The organism is Serratia sp. CMO1 (assembly GCF_015689115.1).
Lineage (GTDB): Bacteria > Pseudomonadota > Gammaproteobacteria > Enterobacterales > Enterobacteriaceae > Serratia > Serratia marcescens.
Map to the genome: position 1 here is coordinate 1,790,986 of NZ_CP065032.1, position 15,739 is coordinate 1,806,724.

General features: G+C 58.9%; 17 protein-coding genes and 1 pseudogene. 10 read left to right on the forward strand and 8 right to left on the reverse strand.

Annotated elements, in window-relative coordinates; translation table 11 throughout:
• The first annotated feature begins 63 nt into the window (after window positions 1-63).
• The 3 genes and pseudogenes from IT763_RS08440 to IT763_RS08450 all read left to right on the forward strand — a co-directional run bounded on the left by IT763_RS08440 (window position 64) and on the right by IT763_RS08450 (window position 2,247).
• Window positions 64-780, forward strand: a pseudogene (locus IT763_RS08440) (LuxR family transcriptional regulator).
• Between the two features lie 180 nt (window positions 781-960).
• Complete coding sequence (locus IT763_RS08445) at window positions 961-1,389, forward strand: universal stress protein (protein WP_004927993.1); 429 nt, start codon at window positions 961-963, stop codon at window positions 1,387-1,389.
• 177 nt (window positions 1,390-1,566) lie between these two features.
• The gene (locus IT763_RS08450) at window positions 1,567-2,247 is read left to right on the forward strand and encodes a hypothetical protein (RefSeq protein WP_028128011.1); all 681 of its coding nucleotides are present in this window, start codon (window positions 1,567-1,569) and stop codon (window positions 2,245-2,247) included.
• A gap of 45 nt (window positions 2,248-2,292) precedes the next feature.
• On the opposite strand, the gene IT763_RS08455 is transcribed toward IT763_RS08450, so the two are convergent.
• From IT763_RS08455 to IT763_RS08470, 4 genes are read right to left on the reverse strand one after another with little or no spacing between them, the layout of a single operon-like run.
• Window positions 2,293-3,306, reverse strand: a complete 1,014-nt coding sequence (locus tag IT763_RS08455) for an Ldh family oxidoreductase (RefSeq protein WP_028128275.1) — start codon at window positions 3,304-3,306, stop codon at window positions 2,293-2,295.
• A 19-nt stretch (window positions 3,307-3,325) separates the two neighbouring features.
• The gene (locus IT763_RS08460) at window positions 3,326-4,891 is read right to left on the reverse strand and encodes an APC family permease (protein WP_164053787.1); all 1,566 of its coding nucleotides are present in this window, start codon (window positions 4,889-4,891) and stop codon (window positions 3,326-3,328) included.
• A 44-nt stretch (window positions 4,892-4,935) separates the two neighbouring features.
• A complete protein-coding gene (locus tag IT763_RS08465; protein ID WP_164053789.1) occupies window positions 4,936-6,552 on the reverse strand; it encodes an aldehyde dehydrogenase (NADP(+)) in 1,617 nt (538 codons plus the stop codon).
• Window positions 6,553-6,606: 54 nt separating this feature from the next.
• Window positions 6,607-7,527: a dihydrodipicolinate synthase family protein gene (locus tag IT763_RS08470; RefSeq protein ID WP_206195336.1), complete on the reverse strand. Its 921-nt coding sequence runs from the start codon at window positions 7,525-7,527 to the stop codon at window positions 6,607-6,609.
• Between the two features lie 29 nt (window positions 7,528-7,556).
• Here IT763_RS08470 and IT763_RS08475 point away from each other — a divergent pair, with 29 nt between their 5' ends.
• Window positions 7,557-7,703, forward strand: coding sequence for a hypothetical protein (locus IT763_RS08475; protein WP_154612852.1), 147 nt, complete (start codon window positions 7,557-7,559; stop codon window positions 7,701-7,703).
• A gap of 31 nt (window positions 7,704-7,734) precedes the next feature.
• On the opposite strand, the gene IT763_RS08480 is transcribed toward IT763_RS08475, so the two are convergent.
• Window positions 7,735-8,589, reverse strand: coding sequence for an AraC family transcriptional regulator (locus IT763_RS08480; RefSeq protein WP_197817528.1), 855 nt, complete (start codon window positions 8,587-8,589; stop codon window positions 7,735-7,737).
• Window positions 8,590-8,978: 389 nt separating this feature from the next.
• On the opposite strand from IT763_RS08480, the gene IT763_RS08485 reads away from it, so the two are divergent.
• From IT763_RS08485 to IT763_RS08500, 4 genes are read left to right on the forward strand one after another with little or no spacing between them, the layout of a single operon-like run.
• Entirely contained in the window at window positions 8,979-9,926 is a 948-nt protein-coding gene (locus IT763_RS08485; RefSeq protein ID WP_164053792.1) for a 4-hydroxyproline epimerase, read from the forward strand.
• Window positions 9,926-11,050, forward strand: a complete 1,125-nt coding sequence (locus IT763_RS08490) for an FAD-binding oxidoreductase (RefSeq protein ID WP_164053794.1) — start codon at window positions 9,926-9,928, stop codon at window positions 11,048-11,050. Before IT763_RS08485 ends, IT763_RS08490 begins: the two co-directional genes overlap by 1 nt.
• Window positions 11,047-11,307: a (2Fe-2S)-binding protein gene (locus IT763_RS08495; RefSeq protein ID WP_164053796.1), complete on the forward strand. Its 261-nt coding sequence runs from the start codon at window positions 11,047-11,049 to the stop codon at window positions 11,305-11,307. The genes IT763_RS08490 and IT763_RS08495 overlap by 4 nt, the downstream gene beginning before the upstream one ends.
• Window positions 11,300-12,568, forward strand: a complete 1,269-nt coding sequence (locus IT763_RS08500; RefSeq protein WP_164053799.1) for an FAD-dependent oxidoreductase — start codon at window positions 11,300-11,302, stop codon at window positions 12,566-12,568. Before IT763_RS08495 ends, IT763_RS08500 begins: the two co-directional genes overlap by 8 nt.
• A 41-nt stretch (window positions 12,569-12,609) precedes the next feature.
• Here IT763_RS08500 and IT763_RS08505 read toward each other — a convergent pair whose 3' ends face one another.
• Complete coding sequence (locus tag IT763_RS08505) at window positions 12,610-12,969, reverse strand: hypothetical protein (protein WP_004927961.1); 360 nt, start codon at window positions 12,967-12,969, stop codon at window positions 12,610-12,612.
• Between the two features lie 544 nt (window positions 12,970-13,513).
• On the opposite strand from IT763_RS08505, the gene IT763_RS08510 reads away from it, so the two are divergent.
• Both IT763_RS08510 and IT763_RS08515 read left to right on the forward strand, forming a co-directional pair.
• Window positions 13,514-13,828 (forward strand): hypothetical protein, encoded by a 315-nt coding sequence (locus tag IT763_RS08510; RefSeq protein ID WP_033633390.1) that lies wholly within the window; start codon window positions 13,514-13,516, stop codon window positions 13,826-13,828.
• 171 nt (window positions 13,829-13,999) lie between these two features.
• The gene (locus tag IT763_RS08515; RefSeq protein WP_028128013.1) at window positions 14,000-14,431 is read left to right on the forward strand and encodes a hypothetical protein; all 432 of its coding nucleotides are present in this window, start codon (window positions 14,000-14,002) and stop codon (window positions 14,429-14,431) included.
• A 17-nt stretch (window positions 14,432-14,448) separates the two neighbouring features.
• On the opposite strand, the gene IT763_RS08520 is transcribed toward IT763_RS08515, so the two are convergent.
• Together IT763_RS08520 and IT763_RS08525 are read right to left on the reverse strand one after the other, a co-directional pair.
• On the reverse strand, window positions 14,449-14,790 hold the full coding sequence (locus tag IT763_RS08520; protein ID WP_016928244.1) for a GlpM family protein: 342 nt from the start codon (window positions 14,788-14,790) through the stop codon (window positions 14,449-14,451).
• A 123-nt stretch (window positions 14,791-14,913) separates the two neighbouring features.
• A complete protein-coding gene (locus IT763_RS08525) occupies window positions 14,914-15,138 on the reverse strand; it encodes a DUF2594 family protein (protein ID WP_004927950.1) in 225 nt (74 codons plus the stop codon).
• Window positions 15,139-15,739 lie beyond the last annotated feature (601 nt).

Below are 15,739 nucleotides of genomic sequence, written 5' to 3' on the forward strand. Positions count from 1 at the left end.
CGATATTCTATAGTGAACCTGACCTATCGATAAATCGACATCGCTATCTGGAGAACCTGCGTTATGGATACCCGCACTCAACGGCTCATGGCGGAGGTAATTGGCAGCCTGGCCGATCGCGAATGCTTTCTGACGCAACTGGGACCCTGCGCCGAGGCGTTGGGGTTTGATTATTTCTCTTACATCGTGTTTTCCTGTTATCCGGCCAGCAGCCCCAAGATGCTGATCTAAGGGAATATTTCAACGAACTATCTCGAAGATTATCGGCGGCAGCGGGTGTATTTGCAGGATCCGGTTATTGAGCGTGCTCACCATTCCACGCTGCAGTTCCAGTGGGACGAAAGCTTTTATCATGAGCGGCCGACGCTTTGGCGGCGTATGGCGCAATTCGGCCTGTGCGCCGGTTGGTCGCAGTCGGTCAAGGATTGCTATGGCAGGTTGGGGATCCTGACGTTTGCCGGTAAAGCGCTACCCGAGCAAACGCCGCAAGTGCGTGCGGCAAATGAAACTTTTTTCCTTTGGCTGGCGCAAACCGCCCATAAAACGCTGCGGGAGGCCTTGATATCGGTGAATGATGACGCGATAAAAGATGTGCTGACGCTGCGCGAAAAAGACATTTTACGCTGGTGCAGCGAAGGAAAAACGGCGGAAGAGATCGCGTTGTTGATGGGGGTGAGCGAGCGCACGGTCAATTTCCACATCGGCAACTCGATTAAAAAACTTTCTGTCGCCAATAAGACCGCCGCTACCGCCAAAGCGGTTTATTTACAGCTGATTTAATCTCGAGTAATAAATAATTAAGCGCCTATCCGTTATCGGTGTAATGTTTATATTTTGTTAAATTAAAAACTATCCTTATCAGTATTTACCCCCCGATCACAAAAGCGTGATAAAGCGATTCACCGCGCCCGTGCGCGGCAGTATTCTGTTGGCACCCGGTTTACATAGAAAGGACGTGATATGTACAAGACTATTTTAGTGCCGATCGATATTGAAGAGGACCTGTTGACCGAGCATGCGCTGAAGCATGTGGAATATTTGGCGAAGATGTCCGGCGCTAAAGTGCATTTCTTCCATGCGCTGCCGGATGCCTCGGCGTTTGTTACTGCCTATTCGTTCGGTCTCAAGGAGTTTGAGAATCAGGCGGAGGTGAAGGCGGTGGATAGACTGAAGAAAATCATGTCGGAAATCGATCTGCCGCTGGATCGCCTCAATTACACCGTTAGCTTCGGTTCTGCACGCGATCAGGTGTTGGAACTGGCGGAAGAGATCGACGCCGATCTGATCATCATCGGTTCGCGTCGCCCGAGCGTGAAAACCTATCTGCTGGGGTCCAACGCCGCCGCTATCGTTCGCCATGCCAATATTTCGGTGATGGTGGTCAGATAATCCATCTTAAACTCACCATTTTCGGGCACGTTCTGCGGTTACCAGCCGGCGGCAGAGCGTGCTTTGCGTTTTATTGCCATCCCAGTCTGAACTGCTACGATTTTAGCTGACGTTTTTATGCCAACCGGGCCACCGGCCTTGCGCATATTTTCCATTTCAGCCAGAAGAGGGGCAGCTATGCCATTAGAAGTCGATGGGATTATCAGAGGCGATCGGGGCAGTGAACCGAGCCGTTGGCAACATGCGTCAACCAAACCGCTTATCACGCTGACCTGGCATCACACCATTCCCTGGAACTGTTTGCGTAATGTCTGGAATGGTCTGGTGGCGGGGCAGCATTGGAACGCGCTGGACGAGTTTATGAACCTGATCGGTGTGCCAAACCGCGCGGCGGTGCTCAAACAGATCCAAAATAAGAATCTGCAGGATCGCGATGGATTACACACTCTGGTGACCTGGCAAGGATGGAATATCGTCGAGGGGCCAGGTAATGAGTATCGCGCGCAGGGGGACGATCCCGGTGAAAACTTCGACGGTTGGTCGGGTAAGGGCATGAGCACTAATCAGCAAGCGACGCTGCAGCAGGTCAACGTGTTGTATCAGGTGATGGCGCCGTTGGGAAGCCGTGCGCTGGACGCCGCCAGACAGGCGCCGCCCATTACTGCGGAAGAAGCAGACGTTTTGCAACGGACGATTAAACAGACCCGCCCAACGTTGCGAGGAAAGGAACCGATCCGGTGGCAAGAAGGCATGTGGCATCAGGTGCAGCCGGGTAAAGAGGCGAAACACTTCGCCCGCTGGGACACCAAACCGGTGTGGCGCAAACGCCTGCACAGCGACCTGGCTCAGGCTGGATAAGCCTCTCCCCGCGCCGGGTTGCCGGCGCGGGGCATTAATCCAGCGTTAATCGCACAGCGCCACTATGTCGTCGTACAACGCCTTGGGGATTTCCACGCCGTATTGCTCGCTCTGGCGCCGTTGCCGATAACGGCGTTCGCCGGGGATGCGGGCGCCTTGCGCCTGCATATCGGCAAACATCGCCTCCGCTCCGGCGAAATATTTCGCCTTATCCGCACCGAGAAAACGCTCGGGATCCAACGCGATGACCAGCTCACCGCCGTAAGGCGACGAACCGGTGCCATCGTCATAGGCCAGCGATTCCTTGCTGGTCATATCGCCGATCAGCGGCCCTGCCAGCAATTCAACCATCGCCGCCAGCGCCGAGCCCTTATGCCCGCCGAAGGTCAGCATCGCGCCCTCCAACACGCTGGCGGCATCGGTGGACGGATTGCCTGCCTTATCAATGCCCCAGCCTTCAGGCAGCGGGGTGCCAGCGCGGCGGTGTAATTCGATTTCGCCGCGCGCCGCCGCGCTGGTGGCCATGTCGAACAAAAATGGCGGCCGATCCGGACGCGGCCAGCCGAAGGCGATGGGGTTGGTGCCGAAGAGCGGTCGCGAACCGCCGGCCGGCGTCACCCAGGCGTGGCTGGGCGTGCAGGCCAAGGCCACCAACCCCTGCTCGGTCAGCGGTTCGATATCGGCCCACAGCGCGGAGAAATGCACGCAGCGGTTGATCGCCAGCGCGGCGAGGCCGTTGGCGCGCACTTTATCGATAAAGGCCGGCAGGGCGGTACGGTAGGCCAGCAGGGAGAACGCGCCGCCGGCGTCGGCACGCAAGATGGCCGGCGCCTGGTCGAGCAACCTGGGCATCGCATCGGCAGAAACCTTGCCTGCCCGCAGCGATCGCACGCAGCCCAACAGCCGGTACAGCCCGTGAGAAGCGCAGCCGTCGCGTTCGCCCTGAGTGACATTTTGCGCCACCGCTTCGGCATGCGCCTGATTGAAACCGTTGTTGCGCAGCGTACGCAACGCCAGTTGATAAGCCTGTTCCAGCGACAGCACATGCATGGATGTCATTTCGATGTCCTCCCTGGGGTCATTCTTCTTCATCGCCGATAAAATTGGCCTGGGGTAAACAGGTATAGGCGCCCCAGTAGTAAATCGCCAGCGCAATCACCGACATGGTGAGGGTGTCCCATGGATGAGCAATAGCGCCGATGCCGCCGAAGCTGCTGAGGTAGGAAAGCCCGATCACCAGCGCATAGAAGACGATCAGCCACAGCGAGGACCAAATTTGCTGTCGGAGGCTAACGGCGTGGGTTGGCACCTGATTCTTGAACAGGATATAGATGAAGAACATCAAGATCTGCAAGCCGAGCAGCCAGGAGACGGTATCCCAGCCGGACCAGAAGACGATCAGCGCCGAAATGATAAACGACAGCGGGCCGAGCACGCAGAAACCGCGGACCCGGAACGGACGCGGCATATCGGGCGCATTGCGCCGCAGCCCGGCGGCGGTCACCGGGGCGATGGCGTAGCTCAGCACCAGTGCGGCGGATACCACGCCGATCAGTTTTTCCCAGGATGGGAACGGCAGCGTCCAGAATACCGAGAGAGCGAAGGTCAGCCACAGCGCCGGGCGGGGAATACCGGACTCGCCATCCACCCGAGTGAACAGTTTGAAGAAGGTGCCGGCACGCGCCCAGCCGTAGATCACGCGAGGCGTGGCGTTCATATAGATATTGCCGGTGCCGCTCGGCGAAACGATCGCGTCGCTGACCACCAGAAACGCCAGCCACCCCATGCCCAGCGTGATGGCGATGTCGCGGAACGGCAGGGAGAACTGTTGGCTGATGCCGGCCCAGCCGCCGCTCAGCATCTCGCTGGGGATACTGCCGAGAAACGCTATCTGCAGCAGCACATAGATGATGGTGGACAGCACTACTGACAGGATCAGCGCGATGGGAATGGTGCGCTGCGGCCGTTGCACCTCGCTGGCGACCGAAATGATCGGTGTCAAGCCGAGGTAGGCGAAGATGATGCCGCCGGCGGAAATGGCGGCCTCAACGCCGGCGGAACCGAAGGGAGCAAAGCCCTGGCTGTGCAGGTTTTCCGGTTTGAAAAAGCTGAACAACACCACGATCACCAACAGCGGCACCAGAAACTTCAACACGCTGATCACGTTATTGGATTTGGCGAAGGTTTTGACGCTGTAATAGTTGAGCGCGAAGAAAAAGCACAGCAGCGCCAGCTGCACCAGCCAGCCGATCGCTGTTGGATCACCGGAACCCGGCTGGCTGAGGAACGGGAACCAGGCGGCGGCGTACTGCCGGGCGGCGACGACTTCGATGGCGATCAGGCTGGAGAAGGCGATCAGCGTGATAAACCCCAGCAGATAACCCATCAGTTCGCCGTGCGAGAATACCGGATAGCGAATGATGCCGCCGGCGCGCGGCAGGGCGGCGCCCAGCTCGCAGTAGACGATGCCGAGCAGCAGCACCGCCAGGCCGCCGATCAGCCAGGAATAAATGCCGGCCGGGCCGGCGATGGAGGAGACATGGCTGGCGGCGAACAGCCAACCGGAGCCGAAGATGGCGCCCAGACCGATGAACGTCAGATCGGTGAGCGTAAGCTGCTTCTTGAATTTGCCTTGGGTTGTCATGGTATTACCCTTTTGTTATTGGGTGGCAGGCAGATGCGGCCGAGCTAATGTTGGGCAGGTGAAACCAGGGGATCTCGGGTGTAAACGCCGTTAACCAGTCGCAGCAGGTTGAGCGGATTGGCGTCCTGCAGCGCCGGCGGCAACAGCGCCGCAGGGGTGTTTTGCAAACAGACCGGCCGCAGGAAACGCTCGATGGCCAGCGTGCCTACCGAGGTGCCGCGTGCGTCGCTGGTCGCCGGGTAAGGGCCGCCGTGCACCATGGCGTCGCACACTTCCACCCCGGTCGGATACCCGTTGAACAGCACCCGACCGGCTTTGCGCGCCAACAGTGTCGTCAAACCGGCGGCCACATCGAGATCGTCGTCGTCTGCCAGCAGCGTGGCGGTCAACTGGCCTTGCAATGCCGTTAGCGCCGCATGCAGCTGCGTTTCGTTATCCACCGCCACCAGGATGCTGACCGGGCCGAAGACCTCTTGTTGCAGCAGCGGGTCAGCCTGCAGCAACAGCGCCTCCTCCGCCTGATAAAGCTGCGCCGCCGCTCGAAGAGCGGGCGTTTCGCTTCGGCCTGCCAGCCGCCGCATACCCGGGTGGGCATCAAGGGCCGCCACCCCGTGACGGTAGTGCTCCAGGGTGCCGGCATTCAGCATCGGCTGCGGCTCGGCGGCGTTGACCAGGGCACTCATCGTTTCGGTTAACCGATCCAAGGCGGCGCCGCGCAGCGCGACGATCACGCCGGGCTTGGTGCAGAACTGACCGCAGCCGAGTGTGAAGGAAGAGACCAGCTCCTGCGCAATGTGCTGCCCGCGCCGCGCCAACGCCTTGGGCAGGATCACTACCGGATTGATGCTCGACATTTCTGCAAAGACCGGGATAGGTTGAGGGCGTTGCATCGCCAGATCGAACAGCGCTCGGCCGCCTTGCAGCGAGCCGGTGAATCCCACTGCCTGAATCGCCGGATGTTGTACCAAATCAGTCCCCACGCGGTTGCCGAAGATCATGTTGAAGACGCCGGCGGGCATCCTTGTGCGTTCCCGAGCGCGCTCGATCGCCTGAGCGGTCAGCTCGGCGGTGATCATATGGCCGCTGTGCGCCTTGAACACGACCGGGCAGCCGGCGGCGAGCGCGGCGGCGGTATCACCGCCCGCGGTGGAAAACGCCAGCGGGAAGTTGCTGGCGCCGAAGACCGCCACCGGGCCGAGCGCCGTGCGGTATTGCCGCAGGTCGGGGCGCGGCAGGGGGGAACGCTGCGGCAGCGCGCAGTCGATGCGCACGCCCTCGACGTCGCCGCGCCGCAGCAGCGTGGCGAACAGCCGCATCTGGCCGCTGGTTCTGGCGCGTTCGCCGCTCAACCGCGCAGGCGGCAAGGCCGTTTCCTGCATGGCGAAGGTGAAGAAAACATCATCCAATGCGTCTAATTCTTCGGCGATGGCGTCGAGAAAGTTCGCGCGTTGCTCTGCACTGAGCTGTGAATAGGGCGCAAAGGCTGCTGCGGCGGCTTCTGCGGCGGCGGCGGTTTCTGCCGCCGTGGCCTGGTGGAAGCGGTAGCCGGTTGGCTGACCGTCGTCGGCGCGCAGGCTACACAGCGACGCTTCCCCTTCGGCGCGGCGTTGGCCGCCGATAAATTGTTGGCCGCTGATGGCGGCGTAGCGATCGTTGGGCATCGGTTCCCCCGGTAGATAAAGCATGACGCCCGGCATGGCCGGGCGATGAAGGCGTCACCGGCCGACGTTCGGCAGCGCAGGGCGGGTGGCCAGCGCTTTATCGATCACGGCGTTGATCTCGGTGAGCGTTTCTCCCTGCAGCGCCAGGCGCGGAGGGCGAGTGACAGCGCTGCCGCGGCCGACCCGCTGTTCGCAGAGTTTGATGCACTGCACCAGATCGGGGCGGGCATCGAGGTGCAGCAGCGGCATAAACCAGCTGTATAGCGCCAACGCTTCCTCATAGCGTTTTTCCTTCGCCAGCCGGAACAGGGTTTCCCCTTCGCGTGGGAAGGCATTGGACATGCCGGAGATCCAGCCTTGCGCGCCGACGGCGATGCTTTCCAGCACCACATCGTCCAATCCGGCGAACAGCACGAAGCGATCGCCGACTTCATTGCGCAGGTCGATAAAGCGGCGGGTATCGCCCGACGAGTCTTTGAAGCACACGATGTTCTCGCAGTCGACCAGCGAGGTCAGAATGTCGGGCGTGACGTCATTTTTGTAAATGGGAGGGTTGTTGTAGACCATTATCGGCAGATCGGTCGCGCCAGCGACGCTGCGGAAGTGCGCGGCGGTTTCGTGCGGTTTGGCGGAGTAGACCAGCGCCGGCATCACCATAATTCCGTCGACGCCGGCCTTTTGCGCTTCACGCGCCATGTTCTGCGCGAAGGCGGTGGTGAACTCGGCGATGCCGGCGATCACCGGCACTTTACCGTCGGCGGCGTCTTTCGCCACCTCGATCACCGCCAGCTTTTCCTGCACTGTCATCGAGGTATTTTCACCGACGGTGCCGCACACCACCAGGCCGGAGACGCCGTCGCGCACCAGGTTTTTGATCACCGTATGGGTGGCGTCGAGATCCAGAGAGAAATCGTTGCGAAATTGGGTCGTCACCGCCGGGAATACGCCGCTCCAGCTTAGGGTTTTATGGCTCATCGTGTTTGTCCTGTCGTCCGAAAGTGTTAATGAAAAGTGAATCTTTGGTAAGGCTCACCGACAGATTGACCGGTATTGCGCAGGGAGGCTTGACGCTTTTCGCCGATTGCCGCGACGAAATTGGCACAATAGCGGCGGAAAGCGGGCGTGAAAAATCGGGCGTCGGTACGCCGTGAGAAGAGAGGGTTAACGGGGTAAATCAGCGCGTTAAGCGGAAAGCGTCAGGCGAAAATCGCGCGGCGTGGAGCCGGTCATCGCTTTGAACTGACGGCTGAAGGCGCTGTGATCGGTATAGCCGCACTGCAGCGCGATGTCCGTGATCGGCAGATCGCCGGCCAGGAGTTCCGTGGCCTTTTCCAGCCGCACTTTGTGGATCATCTGGCGCGGGGTGAGGTGGAAGATACGTTTGCAGTAGCGTTCGATCTGCGCCACCGATAACCCGGTCAGCGCCGTCAGCTCTTCAAGCGCGATCGGTCTGGCGTAGTGGCGGCGGATATGCACGTCGATCGCCGCCAGCCGCTGGTAGGCCGGATGATTGGCTCTGGCCTCCTGCAGATCGTGAGAAATACCCGCCATACCGATGATTTTTCCCTGCGCGTCATACAGCGCCAGCTTTTGCGTCAGGCACCAGCCGGTTTCTCGGCCGTTGTACAGGTGCATTTCCAACTGATCCTGGATCAACACGCCGTGGCGTAATACCCGCAGATCCTGCTCGGTATAGCCGGATCCGAGCTGAGCGGGAAAAACGTCGGCGGAGGTTTTGCCCAGCAGCGGCGTCACGGTTTTGAAACCGCAGCGCCTGGCCAGCGTCAGGTTAGCCAGCAGGTAGCGAGCCTGGGCGTCTTTGATAAAGAACACCACGTTGGGGATCGCGTTCAGCAACGGCGCGATCAGCGCCAGCGTATTCAGCAGATCGCGCAGGTTGTTCGGGCGCTGCTGCGCCAGCCCGTCGCACAGGCGCGACAGATGTTCGACGGCAAAAACGTCCTCCTGCTCCGGCAGCCCCACAAGCGAAGGCAGCGAGAGCGAAACCGGAGGCGGGTAGTCTGAAGTGGATCGCATAACAGTCCCTTTTCGGTCGTTAGCCGGAAAAACAGGCGAGCCAGGTTGGCGCTTTCGCATCAATATTAACTTTTTTGTAACGAAGCAAGCGCTATTTCCGGCGGGCTGCCAAATATGCGGATTGCCGCATACTTTTGCCGGACGGTGTTTGGCGGTTGCTTGAAAACTTCGGCGTTTCTCGCTACGCAAGGGTTTAGCATAAAAATAACGACATGATAAATAAGTCATTATTATGACAACCGTTAAACTCATACCCGCGACGCGTCAGGCCTGACGTTTGTCACTGTGCTGATTTCTTCATTCGCTGCGCCGAAACGCATCAAGCCGTCATGCTCACATTCGTTCAGGCTAATGCCATTGGTAACATCTCATTAACCCAGGAGACGCCGATGGCACTTTCTGCGCATATCACCGCTTTGCGGGCGATCGATTCTCACACCGGCGGAGAGCCGACCCGCCTGATCGTGGAAGGTTTTCCCGATCTCGGCGAGGGTAGCATGGCGGAACGGCGGGCGCGTTTCGCACAACATTATGACGATTGGCGCTGCGCGGTGATGCTCGAACCGCGTGGCAATGACGTGCTGGTGGGGGCGTTGCTGTGCCGCCCCTGCTCGCCACAGGCCACCGCCGGGGTGATCTTCTTTAACAACAGCGGCTATCTGGGCATGTGCGGGCACGGCACTATCGGGCTGATCGCTTCGCTGGCTCATCTGGGGCGCATCCACGCCGGGCGCCATCTGATCGAGACCCCGGTCGGCCCGGTAAGCGCCACGCTGCATGATGACGGCAGCGTCACGGTGGAGAACGTGGCGGCTTATCGCTACCGCCGCCAGGTGCGGCTTGAGGTTGCCGGTCACGGGCCGGTGACGGGTGACATCGCCTGGGGGGGCAACTGGTTCTTCCTGATCGGCGAGTCACCGTTGCTCATCGATAAACACAATCTGGAGGCCTTGACCGCGTTCACCTGGGCGGTGCGGCAAACGTTGGAACAGGCGGGCATTCGCGGTGAAGACGGCGGTGCGATAGACCATATCGAACTGTTCGGTGACGATCCGCAGGCCGACAGCCGCAGCTTCGTGCTGTGCCCCGGCAAAGCCTATGACCGTTCTCCGTGCGGTACCGGCACCAGCGCCAAACTGGCGTGTCTGGCGGCGGACGGCAAACTGCCGCCGGACACGCAGTGGCGGCAGGCCAGCGTGATCGGCAGCGAATTCCAGGCCTATTATCGTTGGAACGGCGATCGCATTGCCCCCTTTATTCGCGGGCAGGCCTATGTATGCGCCGATAGCCAACTGCTGCTCGACGAACGCGATCCCTTCGTCTGGGGGATACGCTGATGGGCGCCGAGCGGGGAGCCGATGTCATCGTGGTCGGTGCCGGTATCATCGGCGCCGCTTGCGCCTGGCGGCTGGCGCGGGAAGGGTATCGTGTCTCGGTGGTGGACGATCGCCGCGCCGGCGCCACCGCCGCCGGTATGGGGCATCTGGTTTGCATGGACGATAATCCTGCCGAGCTGGCGTTGAGCGCTTATTCGCTGCGGTTGTGGCGCGAAGTGACGGGGCGCATGCCGGAAGCCTGCGCCTGGCGTGGCTGCGGTACGCTGTGGTTGGCGGATCAAGCGGATGAAATGGCCATCGCCGAGCAAAAGCGGGCGCGGCTGGCGGAGCAGGGCGTGGCCGCGGAACTGCTGACGGCAGAGCAGATCGCCGTCATGGAGCCGATGCTGCGGCACGGCCTGGCCGGCGGACTGCGGGTGCCGGGCGACGGCATTCTGTATGCGCCGCTCGCGGCTCGCTGGCTGTTGGCCGACCGTGGTGTGGCAATTGACGTGGTGCATGGTGAAGCGACAGCGTTGGAAGAGGAAGCCGTGCGGCTGGCGGACGGCAGACGTCTGGCCGCGCCGGTGGTGGTCCTGGCCTGTGGCCTTAGGGCCAATAGCCTATTATCGCAGACTTTGCTTCACGCCAAGAAGGGCCAACTGGCGATCACCGATCGCTACCCGCCGCGGGTGCGGCATCAACTGGTGGAGCTGGGGTATGGCGCCAGCGCGCATGCCAGTAACGGCACGTCGGTGGCTTTCAATGTGCAGGCGCGGCCCACCGGACAATGGCTGATCGGCTCTTCCCGCCAGTTCGATGCCGTCGATTCGGCGTTGGACATGCCGCTGTTGGCGGCAATGCTTACGCGTGCGCAGCATTTCTTGCCCGCACTGGCGCAGATGAACATCATTCGCTGCTGGACAGGGTTGCGCGCCGCCTCTGCCGACGGGCTGCCGCTGTTGGGCGTGCATCCGCGGCATTCCTGGCTGTGGCTGGCTCTGGGGCATGAGGGATTGGGCGTCACGACTGCACTCGGCAGCGCTGCGCTGATTACTGCGCAGATTGGCCGGCAAACGCCGGAGATTGACGATTCCCCGTATTTGGCTGCGCGGGCGTTTGCCGCCGAGGAGTTGCCTGTATGAATGAAAGACAAAATACGATCGCGTTGAGCATCGATGGAGAACACCGACAGGTGCCGGTTGGTCTCAGCGTTGCTGCGGCGCTCAGCCTGTACGGCGACGATCGTTGTCGGTTATCTGTTTCACACCAACCGCGCGCTCCCTTTTGCGGCATGGGGGTTTGTCAGGAGTGCCGGATGACCATTAACGGTCTGCGTCGTCTGGCGTGCCAAACGCTGTGCCAAGCCGGCATGCGCATAGAGAGGAGCGATGATGAGTAACTTCGACTGTGAGGTGCTGATCGTCGGCGCTGGGCCGGCCGGCATGGCGGCGGCGCTGGCCGCTGCGGAAAGTGGTAGCCAGGTGCGAATGATTGATGATAATCCGCATCCCGGCGGGCAAATCTGGCGCGATGGACCGCAGGCGGCGTTGCCTGAAACGGCGAACCGCTATCGGCAGGCGGTGGCGGCGCGGGAAAATATTGCACGGCAGTCCGGCTGCAAGCTGGTGGCGCAGTGTGGCGCTAACCGATTGGCATATGAAGACGCTGAAGGCTGTGGCGTGATTCGCTATCAAAAGCTGATTTTATGCAATGGCGCGCGTGAACTGTTGTTGCCGTTTCCCGGCTGGACGCTGCCGGGGGTGACCGGTGCCGGTGGGCTACAGGCGCAAATCAAGCAGGGATTGGCGATCCGCGGCGAGCGAGTGGTGATCGCCGGCAGTGGTCCGCTGCTGTTGGCGGTGGCCGACAGCGTGAAACAGGCCGGTGGAGAGGTGGTCATGTTGGCGGAGCAGGCGCCGCTGTGGCGGTTGGCGGCTTTCGCCGGCGGCCTGTGGCGCTGGCCGGCCAAGCTGCGTCAGGCGTTTTCTTTGATGCCGCATCGTTACCGTGCCGGTAGCCGGGTGCAGGCGGCATTGGGGCAAGCACGTTTAACCTCGGTGCGTGTCAATAACGGCGGGCGGGAAAGAACGATCGCCTGCGACAGGTTGGCCTGCGGTTTTGGTCTGGTGGCGAACATTGAGTTGGCGATGCTGCTGGGGTGTCGGATAGAACATGACGCCGTGGCGGTGAATCATTGGCAGCAAACCTGCCAAGCGCAAATTTATGCCGCCGGGGAGTGTACCGGCGTCGGCGGCAGTGAATTGGCGCTCACCGAAGGCGCCATTGCCGGTTATGCCGCCACCGGGCAGCGGGAAAAGGCAGAGCGCCTGGCGGCGCAGCGGCGGCGGTGGCGGCGTTTCGCCACGGCGACAGCGGCCGCTTTTGCGCTCGATGAGCGCTTGAATTCGCTGGCCAATCCGCAAACGTTACTGTGCCGCTGCGAAGACGTTACGTTGGAACAGGTACGCCATCAGCCGGATTGGAACACGGCGAAGATGAGCAGCCGCTGTGGCATGGGGGCATGCCAGGGTAAAGTCTGCGCAACGGCGGCGAGGCAGCTTTTGAGCTGGCCTTTACCGTCGCCGCGTGTGCCTTTAACGCCGGTCAGGACGGAAACGCTGGTTGCGCTGGGGCTGAGCCGATGTGATGACGACGGTTGAATGGGTTTGCGGGCATTTCGCCTCAGGCAAACGCCGCCACATCACCATTGCGGCCAATAGTAGGTTTTCTCCCGCCAGCCTTTGCCGTACATACAGGCTTCGATGGTGGCGTCTCGGGCGGACTGATTGCGATCGGTCTGCACTGTTTTAATCGACGGTTCCTTGTCGTAGCGGTATCCCGATGGACAGTCTTTCTTATTCTTCTCGCAAGGAATGTATTTGTTTTCGTAGCTGAACTCCACGTCCCGCACCACGTCCGGGGGGAAGCGATCGTATCCGCGGCTGCGGCATTCGGCATATTCGGCGTTCCGGGTACTCTCAACCGCGCCAGGCCTCTCCCATTGGGTGCAGGCGGTCAACATCAATAACGGCAAAACAATCAAACAACGGCAATTCTTCATGGTGTCCCTAACTCTTTCTCTATCCTGAGGCTCGCAGCCTAGGAATGTTCCTAACTGACGAGGTAGGAAAGTGTAATAAACTGGCGGAACAATTGGAAATGATAATGGTTATTGTTTAGGTATGATTGAGGAAGTGCCGCGTTGAGACAGGATGTGGCGCATTGAGGGCAGTCTGTAAGGATCCGCGACATCACGGCGAGGGCTGGACGATGTGGCATTGATTTTATTCATTCTCTTTATGCCGCAATGATCCGACCGCAATTGCATCGTTTTGATGAGGGAAATAATATGCAAGCTAAGCATTTTCTTATCTGGTATGAATATTATTTTTATTTAGGATATTTACCCATGCCAAGGATTTAATTCTCGGTATTAATACCTTATTTTTTTATTTCTGTTTTTTTATTGGGGTTTTGTTTTCAGGTTTTTTCTGGGGAAGGCTTTTTAGTTACAGGGAATTCATTTGCATTTTAAATTTGGATTTTTTAAATTCATTTTAGAGGAAGGATAACCGTAGGCGACAGAGTCAAAAAAGGAGTTTATTTTGTCTGGGATAAAGAAAACGCCTGAAAGTCATGACGGTTTACCTTCACCATCAGAGGATTATGATACTTTTAAGCACCTCTCCGATGTTGGCGCCGTGTTGGGATATGGGCGAACCCGCTTTTATCAGTGGTGCCGTGGGCGCGGTTTTCTAACCCCGATGAACGTTCCGTCCCATGAAATGATCAGCCTGGGATATATGGTGGCGGTGTTATCAGAGACCGGTCATACCCGGGTTTATGTCACGCAGGATGGTTTCAGTTACGTCAGTGGTGCTTTTGCGGCAGATATCCAACGTGGCATGATCAAGTTTTAAATCTGCAAGAATCACCTTTATTTCAATGGCTTTAATGCAGAATCTTCTTATCCCTGCAGGTTCGTGAGAGGAGTGGGAAGTTATCCGATTTTTTCGTCTCTGTGGTATGAATGCTACTGGAGACAGCTATTCTCTTGTTACGATAAGCATTATTTTCTTCAGGAGCCAAGGATGAAGCATTACGCCGCGTTGTTATTTGCCTCTGCACTGCTGACGGGGTGTGCGACTCAAGCCGTACCGCCGCAACAGGCTGAGTTGCCCCCCCCAAGCCGTCTGATGCTCTATCAGAATATCCCGGATACGCCTTACGCTACGGTGGTCGTGGTGCGCGACAGCGGCATGCTGGCGGGCAGCTGCCGTACCGGCGTATATGTGAATGGGGAGTTTGCCGCTTCACTCGAGGCGAAAGAAAAAGCAGAGTTTCGCGTGCCGCCAGGCAATATTTCGGTCAGTATCGGGCAAGATATGATCGAGAACTCTCTATGTATTTGGCGTGAAACCAGCGGCAGCGTGCCGATGACGCTGCGCGCCGGTGAAAGCCGCTATCTGCGCATCGCCGGCGATCGGCAGCGAGGCTTCGTGTTGCAGGCAGGGCGGCCGTAACAGCTCAGGCAAGGGCGTTAATGCCCTTGCCACCATCCCCACAGCGTAATTAATAGCCACGCCGCCGCAATCCAGCACAGTACCGCCGCACCCAGCGCTAACGACAGCCGCAGACTGTTAATCAGGAAATACAGCGAAATCAAATACACCAGGTAGGGCAATACCGCCCACATGCCGAAAATCAGCGTCGTTTTCAGTGCCGCAATTGAACGTTCGCTGCCGACAATGTAATGCGCAATCAGGGCGAAAGTGGGAAAGAGCGGGACTAAACCGGCGATATAATAGTTGCGCGTTTTGGCCAACAGGCCGATCAGAACCACGACCAGCGCGCCGATCAGCGCTTTGACAAGGATGCCCATAACGGTCTCGGGTGTGGGGGAGAAAGTCAACACACTGCCCGAAAGCACGTGCAAGATCAATGGGGTGTGGCGTAGCGTGGTGAAAAGCAGACCCACAAGAAGTGCGGGTCTGGGGCGCAACGCTTACTGACGGTAAGCGTGCTTGATTTGCTGAATGCTGTTCTTGAAGATTTCTGCCTGGGTCGGATCTTCAATCTGCGCGATGAAACGTTCCATGTTGATGATGACTTTCCCGGCGTCGGCCTGGCCGATCGACTTCAAGATCAGCGTCAGCGTAGCTTTGAGGCAGGCAACTTCGGTCGCCAAGATTTCCGGGTTTGCAGACGTAGTGAAATCAACGTTGCTCATTTTCTCTCCTGATTTTCTGAGGCCGTAGCCTGATACAAGCTGCTTTGGCGCACCGCGCGCGGGCTAAAAATTAGCCCCTGGCGCGGCGGCGAATTTAACTGGGCGCGGAGTATAGCATAGCATGAGTCTGCCATCTGCACCGGGCTTGCTCAGGTCACGCAAGTGGGCAACGTTCGCTCATTGCCTGTCTGAATCATCTACTCTCGGCAAGTTATTTCGAGGTGGTTAACAAGTATTTTTCCGGTACGTTATTGTTGAACAATCGGGGTTATTATAATTATTGGGGGCGGAGGCGCCGATTTTACCGACGTTTGCCGGGAATAATAGTTTCGACCGTGGGTTGCCAGACCCGCGTCAGCCGCGGATTTTGTTACGCCTTTAAATATCAAATGATTACAAACAGCCAACAGCCGTGTTAATATTATTCATGTCGTGATTGCTTACACAGATTTCTCCCTCGCGGCATGATTGTCGCGCTATCCTGTGTCAGACGCAGCGCGACGAAATTATTTTCGTCGCCCGATCTTTTCCGACGTGACGATTTATCGGCGGCATAGACGGCTAAAATTGAAAAATCAGCTCTGCTCCGCAAAGTTATTCG